Raw genomic sequence first — 20066 nt, forward strand, 5'->3', positions numbered from 1 at the left:
GGTGGCCATGACCAGTCGTCCGAACATCCTGTTGATCGTCACCGACGAGGAGCGGGCCGCGATCCCCCGCCCGCAGGGCTTCACGCTCCCCGCCCGGGAACGACTCGCCGAGCGGGGCACCACCTTCGACCGGTACTACACCGCCTCGGCCATGTGCAGCTCCGCGCGGTCCGTGATCTACACCGGCCGGCACCTGCCGCTGACCGAGATCTACGACAACGACAACATGCCCTACATCCGCCCGCTGGACCCGGCGTTGGGCACCCTCGGCACGATGCTGCGCCAGGCCGGCTACTACTGCACCTACCAGGGCAAGTGGCACCTGTCGAACGCCTACGTCACCCCGCAGAACCCGGGACCGACCACCGACGCCCTGGAGCCCTACGGGTTCAGCGGGTTCAACGACTGGGGAGACATCGACGGCGGCGTCTGGGCCGGGCTCAAGATCGACCCCGTGATCGCCGGCCAGGCCGTGAAGTGGCTGCGCGACCGCGCCCCGGCGGTGGCGGACGACCAGCCCTGGTTCATGGCCGTCAACTTCGTCAACCCGCACGACATCATGAGCTTCGACTACGGCGGGAAGCCCCGGGTGCGGCTGCCCTTCGGCCTCGCGCACGCCGTGCTGGCGCGCGGCCCCGCCGACGTCCCGCTCTACCGCCGCCGCTGGGACTTCGACCTGCCCGCCAGCCTGCACGACGACCTGTCCGGCGCGGCGCCGGCGGTGGCGGAGTTCGCCCGCATGCTCGACACGGTGTTCGGCCCGGTGGCCGACGACCGGCACTGGTACGACGGCCTGAACTTCTACCTCAACGCCATCCGGGACGTCGACCGCAGCATCGACGTCGTGCTCGACGCGCTGGAGGCCTCCGGCCAGGCCGACCGGACGGTGGTCGTGTTCACCTCCGACCACGGCGAGATGGCCGGCTCCCACGGCCTGCGCCAGAAGGGCAACCTGCTCTACGACGAGAACTTCCACGTCCCGTTCGTGCTGTGCCACCCGGACGCGCCCGGCGGCGGCCGCACCGACGCGCTCGCCTCCGCGGTCGACATCGCGCCCACCCTGCTGGAGTTCGCGGGCCTGGACCGGGCGGCCACCGCCTCCCGCTTCCCCGACCTGCACGGTCACTCCCTGGCACCGGTGCTGGAGGGCAGGGAGGTCCGGGAGGGCGTGCTCACCGCCGTCGAGTCGATCACCGCCCTGGACGCCGGGTTCTGGTTCGAGTTCGCCGACCCGCGGGCCCAGCAGCGCATCCAGTCGGGGGAGCTGCGCCCGGACTGGGACAAGCGCGGTTTCCTGCGCGGCTACCTCGACCGGCGGTACAGCTTCGGGCGCTACTTCTCCCCGCTCCGGCCCAACCGCCCCACCGGCCCCGAGACGCTGTACGCGCAGAACGACGTGGTGCTCTACGACCGGGAGGAGGACCCCGGCGAGGTGCGCAACCTCGCGGCCGATCCGGCCCACCGCGACCTCGTCGCCCGGTACAGCGCCCGGCTGGAGGACCTCATCACCGCAGAGGTCGGCGCGGACACCCGCGCGTGGGTCACCGAACGCCCCCGGCTGCTCGGCTGGCCCACCTGGCACGGCGACACCGACCGTCCCGTGCCCGCCGGCGCCGGGGCCCGCGGGTGAACCCGTGGCCGACCTCGTGGCCGACCTCGTGGCCGGCCTGGTGGCCGACGTCGTGGCCGACCTCACGGACGCGGCGTCACGGTCCGTGACCTCGTCGCGGTCCGCGCACGACAGGACGGGAGTCCGGCCCTACCGTGAACGTAGGACTTCTGTTCCCTTCCAGGCGGTCGTCATGCGAGCAGCCGGGCCCCTGCGCCCGGCTGCCCGCCCCTCCCGTCTCCCGCTCCCCGCGAGGCGGTTGCCACCGAAGGAGTCAATGTCATGACCAGCAGTGTTGCCGGGGCCGGCCCCAGCACCCACGCCCCCGAACCCCGTCCCTTCGCGACCGGGTGGACCATCTTCGCCGGGGTCATGATGATCGCCGGCGGCATCATGGCGGTGTTCCAGGGGATCGCCGCCATCACCAAGGACAGCCTGATCGTCGTCACCCGGCACTACGTCTACTCGATGAACACCGAAGGCTGGGGCTGGATCCACGTCATCATCGGGGTCGTCCTGGTGCTGGCGGGTGTCGCGCTCTTCAGCGGCGCAGCCTGGGCCCGGGTCGTCGGTGTCGCCGTCGCCGGGCTGAGCATGATCGCCAACTTCCTGTGGCTGCCGTACTACCCGGTCTGGGCCATCGTCCTGATCGCGCTCGACGCCTTCGTCATCTGGGCGCTGTGCGTCGGCACCACGAAGAAGGCGAGCTGACCACCCGACGGGCCGACGGCCCGTAGGAACGCCCCCCCGGGCCGGCCACGACCGCGTGGCCGGCCCGATCGCGTCCGAGGGAGGGGGGAGGCTTGGCGGGCGGCCCGGGGCATCTTGTATCGTTCCTCGCGAATCATCCAGAGGGGTGGAGGGACCGGCCCTACGAAGCCCCGGCAACTCCCCGTTCGACCCGGCGTCCGAAGTACGCGCCGTGCCGTGCGGGGGCAGTGCCAACTCCGGCCTGTCGCCACTGTGGCGCGGGAAAGATGAGGAGACACGGTGCTCTCTGTGCTGTCCTTCGCCCGGGCGTTTCCCGCCCCGGCCCTTCCGCGTACCCGTCTCGTGCCCGGCGCAGGCAATCGGCCGACTTCTCCGGCCCGTCCTCGCTGACCACCCCCCCGGCTCCCCGTCCGGGAGCCCCCGTGAGCGAAGCCCACCCGCCGCTCACGGGATTCGAGACGGAGTACCCATCCATGGACAACACGAGCGGCGTCGGCGTGCTCGACAAGGTCACCTCGATCCTCGGCACCCTGGAGGCAGGTCCCGCCACCCTGGCCGGACTCGTCACCGCCACCGGCCTGGCCCGGCCCACCGCCCACCGGCTCGCCGTGGCACTCGAACACCACCGGCTGGTCACCCGGGACATGCAGGGCCGGTTCATCCTCGGGCCCCGGCTCACCGAGCTCTCGGCGGCCGCCGGGGAGGACCGGCTGCTGGCCGCGGCCGGCTCCGTCCTCGCCCACCTGCGCGACGTGACCGGCGAGAGCGCCCAGCTCTACCGCCGCCAGGGCGAGATCCGGATCTGCGTGGCCGCCGCGGAGCGCCTCTCCGGCCTGCGCGACACCGTACCGGTGGGGGTCACCCTCCCGATGAAGGTCGGTGCGGCCGCCCAGGTCCTGCTCGCCTGGGAGGAGCCCGAGCGGCTGCACCGCGGACTGCAGGGCGCCCGCTTCACCGCCACCGCGCTGAGCGGGGTCCGGCGGCGCGGCTGGGCGCAGTCCATCGGCGAGCGCGAACTCGGGGTCGCGTCCGTGTCCGCGCCCGTCCGCGGCCCCTCCAACCGGGTGGTGGCCGCGGTGTCGGTCTCCGGCCCGATCGAGCGGCTCACCCGGCACCCCGGAGCCCAGCTCTCCCAGGCGGTCGTCGAGGCGGCCCACCGGCTCACCGAGGCCCTGCGCCACTCCTGACCGGTTCACCGGCCCGCGCTGCCCGGCTTCGTCCCGTCCGGCTTCGCGCTGCCCGGACGCGCGGTCCTCCTGCGCGGGCCGGGGGCGGCGGCCGGCGACACCGGGAACGGGGTGAACCGAACGCGGCACGCCATCCGTGCAGGGGTCGGGGGCCGCGTTGCACCGCCGTCACCCGCCGCCACGGCGGGCGGCGGCGGTCCGGGCTCGCCGCCTCGCGTGCTCCCCCGATCTCCCCCGGGAGCGCGCAAGGCGTTCCCTGCTCCACGAACTCCACAGGAGAGAAGCACAGATGAAGCACGTACGCCGGGCAGCCGTGGTCACCGGGGGCGCGGTCGCCGCCCTCGCACTGGCGGGCACCGGGACCGCCTTCGCCTGGAAGCCGAGCGACGCCTCGCTGGATGTCGGCTGCCGGGCGGACGCCGGCCACGTCGAGCTCGTCCTCGGCAACCGCTACAACGCCGCCGGCGACTACACCCTGAGGCTGGTCGGCGGCTCCGAGGAGCACCACGGCCGCATCGACGCCAACGCCACCGTCAAGCTGACCGTCAGCTACTCGGGCAAGGGCGACACCTGGCGCTACACCCTGGCGGACACCCACGTGGACAAGAAGGTCGCGGACGTTCCGCTGTGCCCGTCCGCCACCCCGACGCCGACCGGCACCCCGACCATCACCCCCTCCGTCCCGGCGACCCCGGTCCCGACCCCGACCAAGTCGGTCCCGGCCTCGCCGAGCGCCACGCCGTCGGCCACCACCCCGACCCCGACCAAGTCGGTCCCGGCCTCGCCGAGCGCCACGCCGTCGGCCACCACCCCGGCCCCGACCGCGCCGGGGACCACCCCGGCGGCCACCCCGTCCGCCACGCCCAGCGCGACCGGCACCGCCCCGGCGCTGGCCGAGACCGGTGGCGGGGACAACACCCCGCTCGCCCTGGCCGGCGGCGCCGTGCTGGCCGCCGGTGCGGGCCTGGTGTTCGCCGCCCGCAAGGTCGGGGCCAAGCGCCGCGCCTGACCGAGCACCGATCGGGGCGATCGGGGGCGCCGGGGTCCGGGAACACCGGACCTCGGGGCCCCACGGCCTTTGACGGCCTGTGGCAACGGTGACGGCCGTGACGGCCTGTGCCGCCGGGCCGTCCACGGAAGGGGAGTGAGATGTTCGTCGACGGATCCTGGCGGATCACGGTGACCGGCAAGGACGCCGACTTCGACCAGCGGGCGGTGGTGATCACCCCGTACGGCACCCTGGTGCTGGCCGGCCGGGTGGGGGAGTCGCTCGTGGTCGACGCGGACACCTGGGAGCTGAGGCTCGAACACCTCCGGCCGGGCGGCGGTTGGCGCCCGGACGTCCAGGTGGTGCCCGGCCCGGTGGCCGACACCGGCGGCGTGCGCAGCCGGGAGGTCCGCGCCCGGGACTGCCACTGGCCGGGCGTGCCCGGCACCGACCTGCCGCGCAACCTCGTAGTGCGCCTCGACGCGCTCGGCGCCGCGGCCCCGGCTGCGCGGCGGGAGACGACCGGGGCGATCGGACCGGCCTCGGCGCCGCTGGTGCGGACCAGTTCGGACCCTGCGCTCGGCGCCCTGCGGCCGGCGGAGCGACGGGGGACGCCAGCCGACCGGACCGCCCCGGGCCAGGCGTCGGCCCGGCCCTGACGGCCCGGTCCGGGGCGCGGCGAGGTTTCCTCCGGCAAAGTGCCGCCCAGGTGAACAATCGCGAGCACGTTTTCCGTTCAACAACACGACGGGCGGGCGAGCGGCTCGCGTCCAGGGCCGGGCAGATGGGTGAGGTGGGCTCCGATGAGGACCAGGGCGGTGGACCGTGATGGTGACAGACTGACGGTCATGACGGGCGGTGGGGACGGTAACGGGCAGGGTGGCACCGGACGCGGCGGGAGCGGGCCGGACGACGAGGCGACGGCGCGTCGGCTGATCGCCGCCTGGCTGGCCGGTGAGGACGCCGAACCCGCGCCCGCTCCGGCCGCCGGCGCCGAACGGCCCGCCGGGGCCGTCCCGACCGGGTGGTGCGTCCCCCCGGCCGCCGCCCGGGAGGTCATCGCCGTGGCCCGGCGGATGGCCCTGCACGGACGGCAGGGCCGGGCCTGGCCGGCCCCCGGAGCCGAGCACCTGATGCTGGCCCGCGCCCTGGTGGTCGACGAGCACCCCTCGGCCGCGGCGTGGTCCGAGCGCGAGCGGGTCGAACTGGCCGGCTGGATCGCGGTCCTGGTGCGGCGCTTCGGCGAGGACGGCGTCCAGCAGCTGACCGCCGCACTCGCGGCCCGGTCCTGAGCGCCCGGTCCCGGGCGCCCGGGCACCGGGGCGGCGGGTCCGGCGGGACCCAACGGCATCCCACGGGTGCCGACGACCACCAACGCGCGAGCCGACCGGGCCGTCGGGCGGACGTTGGTGGCGGCTGGGACGGTCTTCCCGTCAGGGCGAGGCACCGGGGCTGACCACACACCGTCCCCGCGGCTGCCCGCCGATGCCGTTGTACCGGAGCGAGGGACAGAGCCGTGGCCGAGGAAGCCGTCGACTCACCCGCGGGCGCCCGGCAGCGCGCCGACCACCCCACCCGGGGCCGTGCAACCCTGGACCAGGACACCCTGGCCGAGCTGTACCGCGCGGGCCGGGTCGGCCCCTCGATTCGCCCCGTTGAACGGAAGCCGTCCGCCGAGGAGTTCAGATCGGATCGGGGCGGATCGAACCCGGGAGGGGGCGCCGTCCGTGCAACCGGTTGAGGCCGGCCGGGAGCCGGGAGCCGGGAGCCGGGAGCCGGTGATCGGCGGTCGGCGGTCGGCGGTCGGCGCGAGGACGGACGAGGAGAGGACAGCGATGGCCTGGTACCAGGGGGCGAGCCGGATCACGGTGACGGCGGTGGAGGGGCGGTTCGCGCAGCGGGTGGTGGTGACCGTCCCCGGTGCCGCGCCGGTGGAGGTTCCCGGCGAGGTCGGCGCCGTCCACCTCGTCGAGGCGGAGCGCTGGCAGCTCGACCTGGAGCACTGCCACGCGGGCGAGTGGTGCCCCAACATCCGTGCGGTGCAGGGTCGTTGGCAGGAGATCCGGGGTGTGCTGACGCAGGCCGTGCACAGCCGCAACCGTGATGCGGCGGGCGACCGCCAGGACCGCAACCTGGTGCTGCGGATCGAGCGGGTCACCCCGGGCGGTGACGAGTCCCCGGCGGTGACCGCGGCCCCCGCCGCCCGCCGCACCACCAGCGCACACCGGGCCCCGGCGGCCCCGGCCGGCCCGGCCGCGCTGCGAACCTCGACCGGTCCGGCGAGCGGCACCACCGCCCCGGGCGTGCGGACGACCACCGCGGGCTCCGAGCCCGACTTCCTGCGGCCGGCCGCCCCGGCGGGCCGGACCGCCGGGGCGGGAGGTGCCACCCGGACGACCACGACCACGACCACCTCGTGGAGCGGCTGACGACTACGGGCCCGTCTTCAAACCCTCGTCTGCGGGGCGGCGTTGGGGCACGCACCTCGCTGCGTTGTCGCCGGTCGCCGACGGCCCCCAGCCTTCGGCCGGGAGGTGCCCCCACCGCATGGACTCTCCCCCAGCCTCCGGCCGGGAGGTGCCCCCATCCTCCGCCTTGCGTTGCACGCACCCCGACGCCGCCCCGCCCGCCCTGCGGGCGGACGACGGGGGTTTGAAGCCGGGCCCCACTCCGCGGGGGAGCGGCGGGCCGGCCGGGCCTGGACCGGCTCCGTCCCGGCTCCGCTTCCGGGGCCGCCCCCTATCGGCCCGGCGGGTGCGGCGTCCCGCGGTCCGGCGGCCGGACCGCGGGACACCGGACTTCATGGACACCTGTCCAGATATGGTGGACACCTGTCCATGAAGTTCGGATCGAGCTCCGGAGCCGAAGATGCGCGTGACCGCCGATGTCCTGGTCGCCCTGGTGGCCCTCCTGCACGGGTACATCCTGGTGCTGGAGATGTTCCTGTGGGAGCGGGGGCCGGGGCGCAGGCTGTCCGGCTTCGATGCCGCGCTCGCCCGCACCACCGCGCCGCTCGCCGCCAACCAGGGGCTCTACAACGGCTTCCTCGCGGCCGGGCTGGTCTGGGGCCTGGTCGCCGGTGGCGAGGTCGGGCGTCAGGCGCAGCTCTTCTTCCTGGTCTGCGTGGTCGTGGCCGGCCTGTACGGCGGTGCCACCGCGAACCGCCGCATCCTGGTGGCGCAGGCGCTGCCCGGGGCGCTCGCACTCGGCGCCGTGCTGCTCGCCGGATGAGCGCCGCCCAGGACCCCCGGGCGGAGCGCACCCGGGCCAGGCTGCGCCGGGCGCTGCTGGAGGAGTGCGCCGAACGTCCGCTGGCGGAGGTCAACGTGGCCGCGCTGGTGCGCCGGGCCGGGGTCGGCCGGGCCACCTTCTACGTCCACTACGCCGACCTCGACGCGCTCGCGGTGGACGCCTGCGCCGACGTGGTGCGGGCGGCCGTGGACGCCCTGCACGCCTGGCGCGGTGTGCCGGACCCGGCCGTCCCGCCGCCCGCGCTGACCGGGTTCTTCGTCGAACTGGTGCCGCACGCCGCGCTCTACCGGGCGCTGCTGACCCCGGGCGGCGGCGGACCGCTCGGTCTGGTGCTCACCCGTGACCTGCGGGAGCGCAGCCGGACCGAGCGGGCCCTGGCGGGCGCCCCGGAGCCCGACCTGGTGGCCGCCGCCGTGGCCGGCACCTTCACCGGCGTGCTCGGGGACTGGCTGCACGGCCGGATCGAGGCCGGCCCGGAGCGGATCGCCCACCAGGTCTGGCGGCTGCTGATCTCCCTGCACCGCACGCCGCAGCTCTGAACGGGCGTCGGCCCGCAGCTGTGGCCTGACGCACAGTTGGGAAACTTTCCTAACGAAAGTCATTGACCCCGGAGCCCGGTGCCCCGATTCTGTGAGACACCCACCGGCGGACCGTCGCCGTCCGCACCGGTGGGCCGCTCCCGCCCCCCTGACCTACCGTCACCGTTGCCCCGGAATCGACGAAAGTGAGTTGGCATGCGCAAGACCACCGGAGTCCGTCTCACCGCCCCGCTGCTGGCCGTCGCGCTCGGCCCGGCCGCGCTCCTGCTGGCCCCCGTGACCTCCGCCGCGGCCGCCCCCGCTGCGACGGCCGTACCCGGGATGGCCGCCGCACCGTACGAGTACCTCGGCTGGGGCAACCCGCAGAAGCCGACCGACGTGATGAAGGCCGCCGGGGTGAAGTGGTTCACGCTGGCGTTCGTCCTCTCCGACGGCGGGTGCAACCCGAAGTGGGACGGCAGCCGGGCGCTCACCGGGGGCACCGACCAGGCCGCGATCGACTCGATCCGGGCGGCCGGGGGCGACGTCGTGGTCTCCGTCGGCGGGTGGAGCGGGAACAAGCTCGGCGAGAAGTGCTCCAGCGCGAGCGCCCTGGCCGGCGCGTACCAGAAGGTGATCGACGCCTACCGGCTGAAGGCGCTCGACATCGACATCGAGAACACCGAGTTCGGCAACGCGACGGTCCGGCAGCGGGTGGTCGACGCCCTGAAGATCGTCAAGACCAGGAACCCCGGGATCGTCACCTACGTCACCATGGGCACCACGCCGAGCGGGCCCCGACGCCAACGGCAAGGACCTCATCAAGCGGGGCGCCGCCGCGGGCCTGGCGAACGACGGCTGGGTGGTGATGCCGTTCGACTTCGGCGGCCACAGCGGCACCATGGGGCAGGCGACGGTCGGTGCGCTCGACGGGCTGAAGGCGGCGGTCAAGAGCGCGTACGGCTACGGCGACGACGCGGCGTACCGGCACATCGGCGTCTCCTCGATGAACGGGAAGACCGACGAGGCGGGGGAGACCGTCACCACCGCCGACTTCCGCACGATCCTCGGCTACGCGAAGCAGCACCACCTCGCCCGCTTCGCCTTCTGGTCCGTCAACCGGGACCGCGCGTGCGGCTCCGGCACGGACGCCGACGCCTGCAGCGGCGTCCCGCAGTCCCCGTACGAGTTCACCAGGATCGTCGTCCAGTACCAGGGCTGAGGCCGCCCCGCGCCCCGATCCGTCCTCCCCCCCCGGGCTCCCTCCCGTCCCTCTCCCGTCCCGCCCCGGTCCGTCCCGTCCCGTCCCCCCGGAGCCATCCGTGTCCTCAGGCTTCACCCGGAGAATCGGCCTCTTCCAGGCCACCGCGATCAACATGAGCCAGATGTGCGGCATCGGGCCGTTCGTGACGATCCCGCTGATGGTCGCCGCCTTCGGCGGCCCGCAGGCCGTGATCGGCTGGATCGCCGGCGCGCTGCTCGCCCTGGTCGACGGCCTGGTCTGGGCCGAGCTCGGCGCCTCGCTGCCCGGCGCCGGCGGCACCTACGTGTACCTGCGCGAGGCCTTCCAGTACCGCACCGGGCGGCTGATGCCGTTCCTGTTCGTCTGGACGGCCATGCTCTTCATCCCGCTGATCATGTCCACCGGCGTGCAGGGCCTGGTGCAGTACCTCGCCTACCTGTGGCCGGACATGACGACGCTCCAGGGGGACGTCGTCGGGGTCGCCGTGCTCGCCCTGGTCCTGGTGGCGCTGTGGCGCACCGTCGAGGACATCAGCGTGATCACGATCGGGATGTGGATCGTGATGATCCTCTCGGTCGGAGCGGTGATCCTGGCCTCCTTCACCGACTTCCGCCCCTCGCTGGCCTTCACCTGGCCCGCCCACGCCGTCGAGCTCACCCACGGCGGCTTCTGGACCGGCTTCGCCGCCGGCCTGACCATCGGGATCTACGACTACCTCGGCTACAACACCGCCTCCTACCTGGGCGCCGAGATCCGCAACCCGGGCCGGGTGATGCCCCGCGCGATCATCTACTCGATCACCGCCATCATGGCGGTCTACCTGCTGATGCAGATCGGCGTCCTCGGCGTCGTCGACTGGCGGGACATGCTGGACCCGGACAACGTCGCCGCCAAGTCGGTCGCCTCCGCCGTCCTGGAGCGGACCTGGGGCAGGGGCGCGGCCGACACCGTGACGGTGCTGATCCTCGTCACCGCCTTCGCCTCCGTCCTCGCGGGCCTGCTCGGCGGTTCCCGGGTGCCCCACGACGCGGCCCGGGACGGGATGTTCTTCCGCTCCTTCGCCAGGCTGCACCCCCGGCACGGCTTCCCGGTGGTCGGCCTGGTCGCCATGGTCACGGTCACCGCCGCCGGCTTCCTGTTCGCACGGCACGTCGGCGACACCGCCGCGCACCCGCCGCTGGGCATCCTGATCGCCCTGCTGACCAGCGTCATGGTGATCGTCCAGGCGCTCGCCCAGATCGCCGCCGTCACGGTGCTCCGCAGACGGCAGCCGGACCTCGCCCGCCCCTACCGGATGCTGCTGTACCCGCTGCCGAGCGTCGTGGCCGCCGTCGGCTGGCTGGTCATCTACGGTTACGCGGACCGGGCCAACCCGGGTGTGCACCCCGTCGAGTGGTCGCTGGCCTGGGTCGCCCTCGGCGGCGTCGCCTTCCTGGTCTGGTCGAAGGTCGAGGGCGCCTGGCCGTTCGGGCCCAAGGAGATCCGGGAGGAGTACCTGGAGGCCCAGCGCGCCGACCCCCTCACCGCACCGGCCGGGTAACCGCCGGCGCCGCGGCCCGGCTCCCCCGCGGCGCACCGTGCGCGCGCGGGAGCCGGGCCGGGCCTCCGGTCAGCTGCCGCCGTGGATGAGTTCGACGGAGAAGCCGTGGTCGGTGGACAGCTTCGGCGTCCTGACCGTGGTCACCCCGGTCGCGGCGTCGTGGTACCAGCCCGCGGCGGCCGCGTCGAGCGCGGCGGCCGAGGCCAGCCGGGGGAGCGGGCCGCCCTGGGTGACCACCTGGCGCGGCGCCGACTGGCCGTGCACCGTGAAGCGGTACGCCCGGGAGGCCGGCTTGTCGGAGTAACTCCCCTCGCTGGCACCGACCTTGACGACGGTCACCGGGCCGGCGGAGTGCACGTCGACCTGCTGGGTGGCCGAGGCGCCGGTGCTGAACTGCCGGGTGACGCCGTCGTCCTCGTACAGCGTGTAGGAGGAGTCACCCCGGGCCTCCGGGTAGAGGTCGTAGTCGAGTTCGGAGCGGTCCCGGGTCTGCCAGGAGAGCGTGCCCTGGGGCCACATGGGCACGATCGAACCGCCCTTGACGAACAGCGGCAGGGTGTCGAGCGGCGCCGAGTAGCCGTCGATCGTGGTCGGGCCCTGGTAGGTGCGCCCGGTCCAGTAGTCGGTCCAGGTGCCCTCCGGCAGGTAGATGCCGTTGCGCACCGAGGTGTCCGAGTAGACCGGCGCGACCAGGAAGTCCGGCCCGGCCAGGAACTCGTACTTCGCGTTCGGCCCGAGGGCGTTCGGGTCGTGCGGGTACTCCAGGGCGAGCGGGCGCACGGCGCCGATGCCGGTCCGGGTGGCCTCGGCGGACAGGGTGTACATGTACGGCAGCAGCCGCTCCTTGAGCTGCAGGTACTTGCGGTTGATCGAGGTGTAGGGCTCGCCGTCCAGCCAGGGCTGCTGGTCGCGCTGCTCCTTGCCCGTCATGTCCCGGGCCCAGCCGTCCATGGTCATGATCGCCGGCAGGAAGGCCTTCCACTGCAGGTCGCGGGTGTACATCTCGGGGTCGCGCCGGAAGATGGAGCCGACGTCGCCGGTGTCGTAGGCGATCCCGGACATCGTGGCGCCGGCGTACGTGGGGATCTGCCAGCGGATGTAGTCCCAGGACAGGCTCTGGTCGCCGCTCCACAGCACGCCGCAGCGCTGGGCGCCGGCCCAGGAGACGGGCAGCCAGACGAAGCCGCGGGCGTCGCTGTTGTCCTCGATGCCGGCCTTCGCCCGGTCGCAGGCGTTCAGCGCGAAGTCGTAGCCGTTGCCGACCCAGGCCACGTCGAGCTTGCGCACCCGGACCCCGGCCCTGACCTCCTCGGACTGGTTGGGCAGGCCGTTCTGGGTCCACAGGCCCAGCTGGGCGTGGTCCTTGCGCAGGCCCTCGCCGGTCTGCGGCAGGTTCTCGTAGCCGCAGCCGTAGCCGTCGTTGACCAGCATCCAGCCGAGCGGCATCCCGTTCTGCACGTAGCCGTCGGCGACCTTCACCGCGTCCGTGGTGTGGCGCTCGCCGCGGTTGGCGTTGTGCAGGTAGCAGTCGGAGTCGCCGGGCTCCAGGCCGTAGACCGGCGGCATGAAGGGCTTGCCGACCAGCGCGGTGTACCGCCCGATCACCGACTTGACGTCCCCGGTGAAGTAGTAGGCGTCCAGGCGGCGTTCCTGCTGCCCGGTGCGCACCGGCGCGCCGAAGTCGTAGATCCCCGGGGCGAAGGTGTTGCGGAAGACGCCGTAGCCGGCGCTGGAGACGTAGAAGGGCTGCGAGTTGTTGTAGCCGCCCTCGTTCCAGTCGGTGCTGTTGGAGACGTGGACGGTCCGGTCCCGGTGCGAGAAGCTGCCGTTCTGCTCGCCGCCGCCGAAGAACTGCTCGTCGGCGCCGCGCACCAGGCTCTGCCGCAGGCCGCCGGTGGACCAGCGCAGCGGGGCGTCCTCCTGCCAGACGACGGTGCGGTCGTCGGCCTTGTAGAGGCCGAACCGCAGGGGGTGCTTGTAGACCCGCAGCACCAGGCCCTTCGAGCGGATGCCGTAGTAGTCGCCGGCGTCGAAGGTGCTGGTGGCGCGCTGGAGTTCGGGCTGCTTGCGGACGATGGTGGCGCCGGCCGGGTCGGTGAGCACGCCGTCCGGGGCGGCGCGCAGGCGCAGCTGGTCGTCGGCGAGGAAGTCGACCTTCGCCTTGAGGGTGCCGGCGGCGACGTCGTAGCTGCCCTGGCCGCCGCCGAAGGAGGTCAGGTCGCCCGCGTCGGTGGTCTGCGGCAGGTAGGCGCGGCCGGTGAAGGAGCCGCCGTGGGTGTCGTAGGGCACGACCAGGACGTGGTAGGTGCCGGAGGGCTTCGGGATCACCGTCGCCTCGGGGTCGGCGGTGCCGGCGCTCTCGGCGACCTCCTTGCCCGCGGCGTCGTAGACGTAGAGGTCGAAGTCCTCGGTGGGGTCCTGCCACTGGATCGAGATCGGGACGCCGCCCTCCGGGTTGTCGTCCCAGTAGCCGGCCGGCACGTCGACGGTCAGGTCGAAGCGGCCGCAGACGGTGCCGCCCGGGTCCTGGGCGGCCGACGGGCAGCTGGCGGCGCCGCCGAGCGTCCCCTTGGCGTACGCCGGGCTCTGCCAGGTGGTGCTCTGGTGGCCCTGGTCGAGGACGGCGGCGGGGGCGGCCGCCCGGGCCGGGAGGGCCGGCCCGGCGACGGCGGCGAGGCTGGTCAGGGCCGCTGCGAGGGCGGCCCTTCGGAGGTGGGGGCGGAGTAGGCGCACGGGAATCTCCTTCGTCGGCTGGGGCGGGGGAGCGGTGCGGGAGCGTGCCCGGCCCGGGCGTGGTCGGGGCCCGGGCCGGGCACGGTCACGGGGCCAGCAGGCGCAGCAGCCGGGCGACTTCGGCGGCGACGGCCTCCCGGGCGGGGGAGAGGTAGCGGCGGGTGTCGACGGCCTCCGGGTGGGCGTCGAGGTGGGCGCGGACGGCGCCGGTGAACACCCGGTCGAGCCGTGGGCCGATGCCGACCTTCGTCAGGCCGGCCCGGACGGCCGCGGCCAGGCCCGCGTCACCGACGCCGGAGGAGCCGTGCAGGACCAGCGGGACGGGCAGGGCCGCGCGCAGCCGGGCGATCAGCGCGAGGTCGAGGACGGCGTCCCGGGGGCCCGTCGCGGGCGAGCCGCCGACGGTCACCGCCAGGGCGTCGACCCCGGTCGCGGCGACGAAGCCCCGCGCCCGGTCCGGATCGGTGCGCACGCCGGGTGCGTGGGCGCCGTCCTGGCCGTCCTGGCCGTTCTGGCCGTCCGTGCCGCCGGTCCCGCCCAGCCCGGCCTCCACCCGGACGCCCCGCGCGTGGCAGTGGGCCACCACCTTCCGGGTCGCGGCGACGTTCTCCTCGTACGGCAGCGCGGAGCCGTCGAACATCACCGAGCCGAGGCCCAGCCCGACGGCCTCGCGCACCAGCTCGGGCGACTCCGCGCGGTCGAGGTGGACGGCGACCGGGACGCCCGCCGCGCCGGCGATCGACAGTACGGCGAGCGCGATCGGTTCGAGCCCGCCGTGGTAGCGGGCGGTGGTCTGGCTGATCTGCAGGATCACCGGCCGCCCGGCGGCCTGCGCCCCGGCGACGATGGCCTGGGCGTGCTCGATCTGCACGACGTCGAACGCCCCGGCGCCGACGCCCAGTTCGGCGGCCGTGCGGACGATCTCGGCGGTCGGGGTGAGCGGCACGGGGTTCCTCCACGGGGACGGCGGCGGCTTCCGGCGGCCGGTGCGGCGCCGGTCGGCACGGCGGGGACCGGGTAGGGCGGGACCGGGCAGGGTGGGATCGGGCAGGACGGGGACCGGGCACGGCGGGGGCCGGGCCGGGTGCCGCTCGGGCCGGCGGCGGTCAGTCCCGGTGCCGGTCGCCGAGGACGACCGACCGGGTGAGGTGGCGCGGCCGGTCCGGGTCGACGCCGCGCGACCCGGCCACCGCGACGGCCAGCCGCTGCGCCCGGACGAGGTCGGCCAGCGGGTCCGACTCCGTCGCGGCGTCGCCGGACTCGGCGACCAGCAGGGCGCCGGCCCGGGTGATGTCCTCGGCGAGTCCGGCGGGTGCCGGGCCGAACACCCAGGTCACCCGGCCCGGCGCGGCGATGCTGATCGGGCCGTGCCGGTACTCCATCGCCGGGTACGCCTCCGTCCAGGCGCCCGCCGCCTCGCGCATCTTCAGCCCGGCCTCCAGCGCCAGCCCGTACGTCCAGCCGCGCCCGAGGAAGGTGAACTGCTCGGCGCTGCAGAGCTCTTCGGGCAGCGGCGCCGTGACGGCGCGTTCCGCGTCCAGGACGGCCCGGGCCAGCGGGCGGACGCCGTCCGGCCGGGCGCCCTCGGCCTCCAGGTGGGCCCGCAGCAGGGCGAGCACGCTGGTGGCGAAGCGGGTCTGCACCACCGAGCGCTCGTCCGCGAAGTCCAGCACGGCGACGGCGTCGGCGAGCGCCATGACCGGGGTGGCGGGGTCGGCGGTGACGGCGGTGGTGGGCACCCCGGCCGTCCGGGCGTGGCCGAGCAGGTCGAGCACCTCGGTCGTGGTGCCGGAGCGGGAGAGGGCCAGGATCCGGTCGTACGCGCGGCCGGCCGGGAACTCCGAGGCGGCGAACGCGTCCGTGCTCCCGTGGCCGCCGCCCTCGCGCAGGGCGGCGTAGGCCTGGGCCATGAACCAGGAGGTGCCGCAGCCGACGACGGCGACCCGCTCGCCGCGCCGGGGGAGCGCGTCGGCGTGCCGGGGCAGGGCGTCGACGGCGCGGCGCCAGCAGTCCGGCTGCGAGGCGATCTCGGCGGCGGTGTGGGAGGGCGTGGCGGTGCCGGCGGGCGTGGCGGAGGTCATGCGGTGGGCTCCTTCGGAGGGACGGGGGTGTTCGACCCGTGGGCGTGGCCGGCTACTTGACCGATCCGGCGGTCAGTCCGGAGACCACGTGCCGCTCGATCAGGGCGAACAGCACCACGACCGGCACGATCGCGACGACCGATCCGGCGAACAGGTAGTTCCACTCGACGGTGTAGTTGCCGATGAAGCTGTTGATCCCGACGGTGAGCGGCTGGCTCCGCGGCTCGGTGGACAGCGTCAGGCCCATCACGAACTCGTTCCAGGCCGAGATGAAGGTGAAGATCACCGCGGTGACCACGCCGGGCACGGCCAGCGGCAGGACCACCCGGCGCAGCGCGCCGAGCCGGCCGAGGCCGTCGAGCAGCGCGGCCTCCTCCAACTCCACCGGGATGGACGAGATGTAGGCGGTGAGGATCCAGACCGCGAAGGCCAGGTTGAAGGCGGCGTTGCAGAGGATCAGGGTCCAGACCGAGTTGAGCATGTCGAGCCGGTAGAACTCGCGGTAGAGGCCCACCAGCAGCGAGGTCGGCTGGAACATCTGGGTGACCAGGACGAGCAGCAGGAAGAGCCGCCGGCCCCGGTACCGGACCCGGGCGGTGTAGTACGCGGCGGGCAGGGCGACCAGCAGGGCCAGCAGGGTCGCGCCGCCGGCGACCAGCAGGGTGACCCGCAGGTTCCCGCCGAGGGTCGAGTCGCGCCACACGCCGACGAAGTTCGACCAGGCGAAGTGGCGCGGCAGGTAGCCCGCGTCGCGCAGTTCGTCGGCGGGGCGCAGCGCGGTGACGACCATCTCCAGGTACGGGAGCAGGAAGACGGCCGCCAGCAGCCAGGCGACGGCGGCCAGCACGACGGTGCGCGGCCGGATCCGGCCGCCCCCGCGCCGGGCTCTCAACTCTCCTCCCCGTTCCAGCGGCTGACCTTCAGGAAGACCAGGACCATCAGCACCACCAGGGCGAAGTTGACCACCGACATGGCCGCGGACTCGCCGATGTCGGTGCTCTTCAGCTGGTACGTGAACACCGTGCTGGTGGCGGTGTCGCTGCCCGGGCCGCCCTGGGTCATGCCCCAGATGACGGGGAAGGAGTTGAAGACGTTGATCAGGTTGATGACGACGCCGACCAGGAACGCCGGGCGCAGCAGCGGCAGGGTGACCCGCCGGTAGGTCTGCCAGGGCGAGGCGCCGTCCACCCGGGCCGCCTCGTACAGTTCGGCGGGGACGGTCTGCAGGCCGGCGAGCAGGGTGTAGGTGGTGAACGGCAGCGACACGAAGACGGCGACGAACACCATCCAGGGCCAGGCCGTCGAGGGGTCGCCGAGCCAGTCCCGGGGGCCGTCGACCAGTCCGAGGTCGGTCATGGCGGTGTTGAGCACGCCGGCGGTCCGGTCGAGCATCCACTTGAAGCCGATGGAGGTCATCAGCACGGACGCGGCCCAGGGGGCGATCAGGGCCCAGCGGGCGTACCGGCGGCCCGGGAAGCGCTGGTCGAACAGCTGGGCGAGGCCGAGCGAGAGCAGCATGGTCAGGCCTACCACGGCGGCCGTCCAGACCACCGTGGCGATCAGGACGTGGCCGAGGTCGGTCTCGCCGAACAGCTTGCGGTACTTGTCCGAACCGGCGGAGCCCCGGACGAAGCCGCTCGTGCTGATGCGCAGGAAGGAGGTGCGGACCATCTCGTAGACGGGCCACAGCACGACGGCGAGGATCAGCAGGACGGCCGGGGCGATCCAGGGCAGCGGCCCGAGCCGGCCCGGGCGGGTGCCCCGGGGTGCGGGGCGGGGCGGGCGGGGGCCCGGGGGTGCGGGGCGGCGCGCGGTGTCGGCGGGCGCCGCCGGGGAGTCGGTGGTCACGGGGGTGCCTTTCGAGGGCTTCGCGGGTGCACGGGTGCACGGGTTCGCGGGTGCACGGCCTCGCGGCTTCGCGGCCGTACGCGGGCCGCTACTTGTTCGCGACGGCGTCCTGGGCCTTCTTCTGCAGGTCGCCGAGGACCTTGGCCGGGTCGCCCGAGACGGCGGCGCCGATGCCCTTCTTGAGCTCGGCCGAGACGGCGTCCCAGCTGGTGTCGCCGAGCGGGTAGAAGACGGCGTGCGGCAGCAGGGCGAAGAACGGTTCGAGGTCCTTGTGCCTGCCGCTCGCGGTCATGTCGTCCAGGGCGCTCCGGGTGACCGGCATCAGGTTGTAGGTCTCGTCGAACTTGAGCAGGTTGTCCTTGGTGTACGCGAAGTCGAGGAACTTCCTGACCTGGTCGCGGTGGCCGTTCTTCTTGAAGGCCATCATCCAGTCCGCCACGCCGAGCGTGGAGGCGAGCGGGCCCGCCTTGCCGGGGACGGGGACGATGCCGTAGTCGACCTTGCCCGCCCTGGCCATCTGGATCAGCGACGGGTGGCCGTTGAGCATGGCGGCCTTGCCCGCCGCGAAGTCGGCGAAGGCGGTCTTGCGGTCGGTGGTGGCCGGGTTGGGGTAGGTGAGGCCGGGGCCGACCAGGTTGGCCTTGAGCCAGCCGAAGGTGTCGATGTCGGCCTGGCTGTTCAGGGTGTAGGCGCCGTCCTTGCCGGTGGGGCCGCCGCCGTTGCCGAGCTCCCAGAGCATGCTCTCGCCCTGCGCCTCCTCCGGGCCGAGCGGCAGTGCGTACGGGGTGACGCCGGGCACCCTGGCCTTGATCTGTTCGGCGTCCTTGCGCAACTCCTCCCAGGTGGTGGGCGGTTGGTCGATGCCCGCCTGCTGGAGGACGGCCTTGTTGTAGAACAGGGCGCGGGAGGAGGAGACGAACGGGATGCCGTACTGCACGCCCTTGACCTCGCCGGCCTTGGCGAAGCTGTCGATGAGGTCGGCCCTGGTGGCGGGCGACAGCACGTCCTCGGCCTTGTAGAGGAGGTCGTCGGCGACCTTGTCGGCGTAGCCGCCGGTCTGCAGGACGTCCGGCACGTTGCCGCTCTGGATCATCGTCTTGACCTGCTTGTCGATGTCGTTCCAGTTCACCACCTGGACGTCGACCTTGATGTCCGGATTGGCCGCGGTGAACGCGGTGGCGACGTCGTTCCAGTAGGTCTTCGAGCTGTTGGACTCCTTGTCGCCGTAGTCGGCGGCGACCAGTTTGAGCGTCACCTTGCCGTCGGCGTCCGCCCCGCCGCCGCCACTGCCGCTTCCGCAGGCGGTGAGGGCGAGGGCGCCGAGGGCGCACGCCGTGGAGAGGGCCAGCACACGTGTCTTCACCGCAGTTACCGCCTTCGTACGCGCTTGATCGGTTGATCCGAGATGCTTGAAGGAAGCTTTTTTCGAGCAGTTCCGAACGAGCTTGCTGCGTCGAGGAGTCCATGTCAACCGGTCGGACAGCAGAAAGCCCGGCCGGGGCGGATCCGGCCGGGCTTCGGGTGCACGGGAGTCAGGCGCGCAGGACCCGCACTCCGCAGCCGGCGATCGCCTCCTCCTGATCGGCCGTCACCTCGTCGTCGGTGACCAGGTCGTGGACCTTGGCGAGCGGGCAGATCTTGGCGAAGGTGACCCGGCCGATCTTGGTGCTGTCGGCCAGCACCACCGCCCGCGCGCTGCTGTGCAGGAAGGCGCGGTCGGTCTGGGCCTCCATCTCGTCGTGCGTGGTGCAGCCCTCCTGGGCGGTCAGGCCGTCCACGCCGATGAAGGCGAGGTCGAGGTGGTACTGGGCGAGCATCCGGTCGGCGGCCGGCCCCACCAGTTCGTAGCTGGTGGTGCGGGCGATGCCGCCGACCACCACCAGGCGGACGTCGGGCCGGACGATCAGGTCGGCCGCGATGTTCACGGCGTTGGTGACGATGGTGATCCCGCCGCGCTCGGCGAGCACCCGGGCCAGCTCGCTCGTCGTGGTGCCGCCGGTGAGGCCCACCACCGCGCCGTCCGGCACCAGCCGGTCCGCCGCCAGCGCGATCCGCCGCTTCTCCGCCTGCCGCGTGCCGTGCTTGTGGCGCAGCGGCAGTTCGAGGTTGACGGCGCCGGTGACCGCCCCGCCGCGGGTGCGGTGCAGCAGTCCCTGGTCGTGCAGCTCCTGCAGGTCACGGCGGACGGTGGCCGCCGACACCTGCAGGAGCTCGGCCAGCTCGTGCACGTCGGCGCTGCCCGTCTCGGTGAGGTGCGCGAGGATCCGGGAGGTGCGGTCAGCTTTGAGCATGACGGAAGTCTAGTGCCGCCCGCGCCTGGGACGATCTTTGCGCGGAACTGCTCGCAGCGGGAGCC

17 protein-coding genes, 1 pseudogene and 1 riboswitch are annotated in these 20066 nt (G+C 73.7%); of the genes and pseudogenes, 11 read left to right on the top strand and 7 right to left on the bottom strand.

Annotated elements, in window-relative coordinates:
• Nucleotides 1–7 precede the first annotated feature (7 nt).
• The 11 genes and pseudogenes from ACZ7KX_RS01655 (at nucleotide 8) to ACZ7KX_RS01705 (ending at nucleotide 11048) form a co-directional block, all read left to right on the top strand.
• Nucleotides 8–1630, top strand: a complete 1623-nt coding sequence (locus tag ACZ7KX_RS01655) for a sulfatase-like hydrolase/transferase (protein ID WP_470324736.1) — start codon at nucleotides 8–10, stop codon at nucleotides 1628–1630.
• Nucleotides 1631–1891: 261 nt separating this feature from the next.
• A complete protein-coding gene (locus ACZ7KX_RS01660) occupies nucleotides 1892–2320 on the top strand; it encodes a DUF7144 family membrane protein (RefSeq protein ID WP_470324737.1) in 429 nt (142 codons plus the stop codon).
• A gap of 130 nt (nucleotides 2321–2450) precedes the next feature.
• A riboswitch (SAM riboswitch) is annotated at nucleotides 2451–2593 on the top strand.
• 200 nt (nucleotides 2594–2793) lie between these two features.
• Nucleotides 2794–3507 carry an IclR family transcriptional regulator gene (locus ACZ7KX_RS01665; RefSeq protein ID WP_470324738.1) on the top strand — a complete coding sequence of 238 codons (714 nt, stop codon included), beginning with the start codon at nucleotides 2794–2796 and terminating at the stop codon, nucleotides 3505–3507.
• A gap of 289 nt (nucleotides 3508–3796) precedes the next feature.
• Entirely contained in the window at nucleotides 3797–4516 is a 720-nt protein-coding gene (locus ACZ7KX_RS01670; protein ID WP_470324739.1) for an LPXTG cell wall anchor domain-containing protein, read from the top strand.
• A 140-nt stretch (nucleotides 4517–4656) separates the two neighbouring features.
• Nucleotides 4657–5154 (top strand): hypothetical protein, encoded by a 498-nt coding sequence (locus ACZ7KX_RS01675; protein WP_470324740.1) that lies wholly within the window; start codon nucleotides 4657–4659, stop codon nucleotides 5152–5154.
• Between the two features lie 189 nt (nucleotides 5155–5343).
• Nucleotides 5344–5787 carry a hypothetical protein gene (locus ACZ7KX_RS01680; protein ID WP_470324741.1) on the top strand — a complete coding sequence of 148 codons (444 nt, stop codon included), beginning with the start codon at nucleotides 5344–5346 and terminating at the stop codon, nucleotides 5785–5787.
• A gap of 543 nt (nucleotides 5788–6330) precedes the next feature.
• Entirely contained in the window at nucleotides 6331–6924 is a 594-nt protein-coding gene (locus ACZ7KX_RS01685; protein ID WP_470324742.1) for a hypothetical protein, read from the top strand.
• 439 nt (nucleotides 6925–7363) lie between these two features.
• On the top strand, nucleotides 7364–7726 hold the full coding sequence (locus ACZ7KX_RS01690) for a DUF1304 domain-containing protein (protein WP_470324743.1): 363 nt from the start codon (nucleotides 7364–7366) through the stop codon (nucleotides 7724–7726).
• Complete coding sequence (locus tag ACZ7KX_RS01695; protein ID WP_470324744.1) at nucleotides 7723–8286, top strand: TetR family transcriptional regulator; 564 nt, start codon at nucleotides 7723–7725, stop codon at nucleotides 8284–8286. Before ACZ7KX_RS01690 ends, ACZ7KX_RS01695 begins: the two co-directional genes overlap by 4 nt.
• 282 nt (nucleotides 8287–8568) lie before the next feature.
• Nucleotides 8569–9487, top strand: a pseudogene (locus ACZ7KX_RS01700) (chitinase); the annotation flags it as partial.
• A 100-nt stretch (nucleotides 9488–9587) separates the two neighbouring features.
• The gene (locus tag ACZ7KX_RS01705; protein ID WP_470324745.1) at nucleotides 9588–11048 is read left to right on the top strand and encodes an APC family permease; all 1461 of its coding nucleotides are present in this window, start codon (nucleotides 9588–9590) and stop codon (nucleotides 11046–11048) included.
• Between the two features lie 69 nt (nucleotides 11049–11117).
• On the opposite strand, the gene ACZ7KX_RS01710 is transcribed toward ACZ7KX_RS01705, so the two are convergent.
• The 7 genes from ACZ7KX_RS01710 to ACZ7KX_RS01740 all read right to left on the bottom strand — a co-directional run bounded on the left by ACZ7KX_RS01710 (nucleotide 11118) and on the right by ACZ7KX_RS01740 (nucleotide 20001).
• Nucleotides 11118–13781, bottom strand: coding sequence for a glycoside hydrolase family 31 protein (locus ACZ7KX_RS01710; protein ID WP_470324746.1), 2664 nt, complete (start codon nucleotides 13779–13781; stop codon nucleotides 11118–11120).
• An 85-nt stretch (nucleotides 13782–13866) separates the two neighbouring features.
• Entirely contained in the window at nucleotides 13867–14727 is an 861-nt protein-coding gene (locus ACZ7KX_RS01715) for a class II fructose-bisphosphate aldolase (RefSeq protein WP_470324747.1), read from the bottom strand.
• A 160-nt stretch (nucleotides 14728–14887) separates the two neighbouring features.
• Nucleotides 14888–15862 carry an SIS domain-containing protein gene (locus ACZ7KX_RS01720; RefSeq protein WP_470324748.1) on the bottom strand — a complete coding sequence of 325 codons (975 nt, stop codon included), beginning with the start codon at nucleotides 15860–15862 and terminating at the stop codon, nucleotides 14888–14890.
• A 52-nt stretch (nucleotides 15863–15914) separates the two neighbouring features.
• Nucleotides 15915–16754, bottom strand: a complete 840-nt coding sequence (locus ACZ7KX_RS01725) for a carbohydrate ABC transporter permease (RefSeq protein ID WP_470324749.1) — start codon at nucleotides 16752–16754, stop codon at nucleotides 15915–15917.
• On the bottom strand, nucleotides 16751–17710 hold the full coding sequence (locus ACZ7KX_RS01730) for a carbohydrate ABC transporter permease (RefSeq protein WP_470324750.1): 960 nt from the start codon (nucleotides 17708–17710) through the stop codon (nucleotides 16751–16753). The genes ACZ7KX_RS01725 and ACZ7KX_RS01730 overlap by 4 nt, the downstream gene beginning before the upstream one ends.
• A gap of 88 nt (nucleotides 17711–17798) precedes the next feature.
• Nucleotides 17799–19073 (bottom strand): extracellular solute-binding protein, encoded by a 1275-nt coding sequence (locus ACZ7KX_RS01735; RefSeq protein ID WP_470324751.1) that lies wholly within the window; start codon nucleotides 19071–19073, stop codon nucleotides 17799–17801.
• Nucleotides 19074–19242: 169 nt separating this feature from the next.
• Nucleotides 19243–20001 (bottom strand): DeoR/GlpR family DNA-binding transcription regulator, encoded by a 759-nt coding sequence (locus ACZ7KX_RS01740; protein ID WP_470324752.1) that lies wholly within the window; start codon nucleotides 19999–20001, stop codon nucleotides 19243–19245.
• Between the last annotated feature and the right edge of the window lie 65 nt (nucleotides 20002–20066).

It is taken from the genome of Kitasatospora sp. NPDC038210, assembly GCF_055600605.1.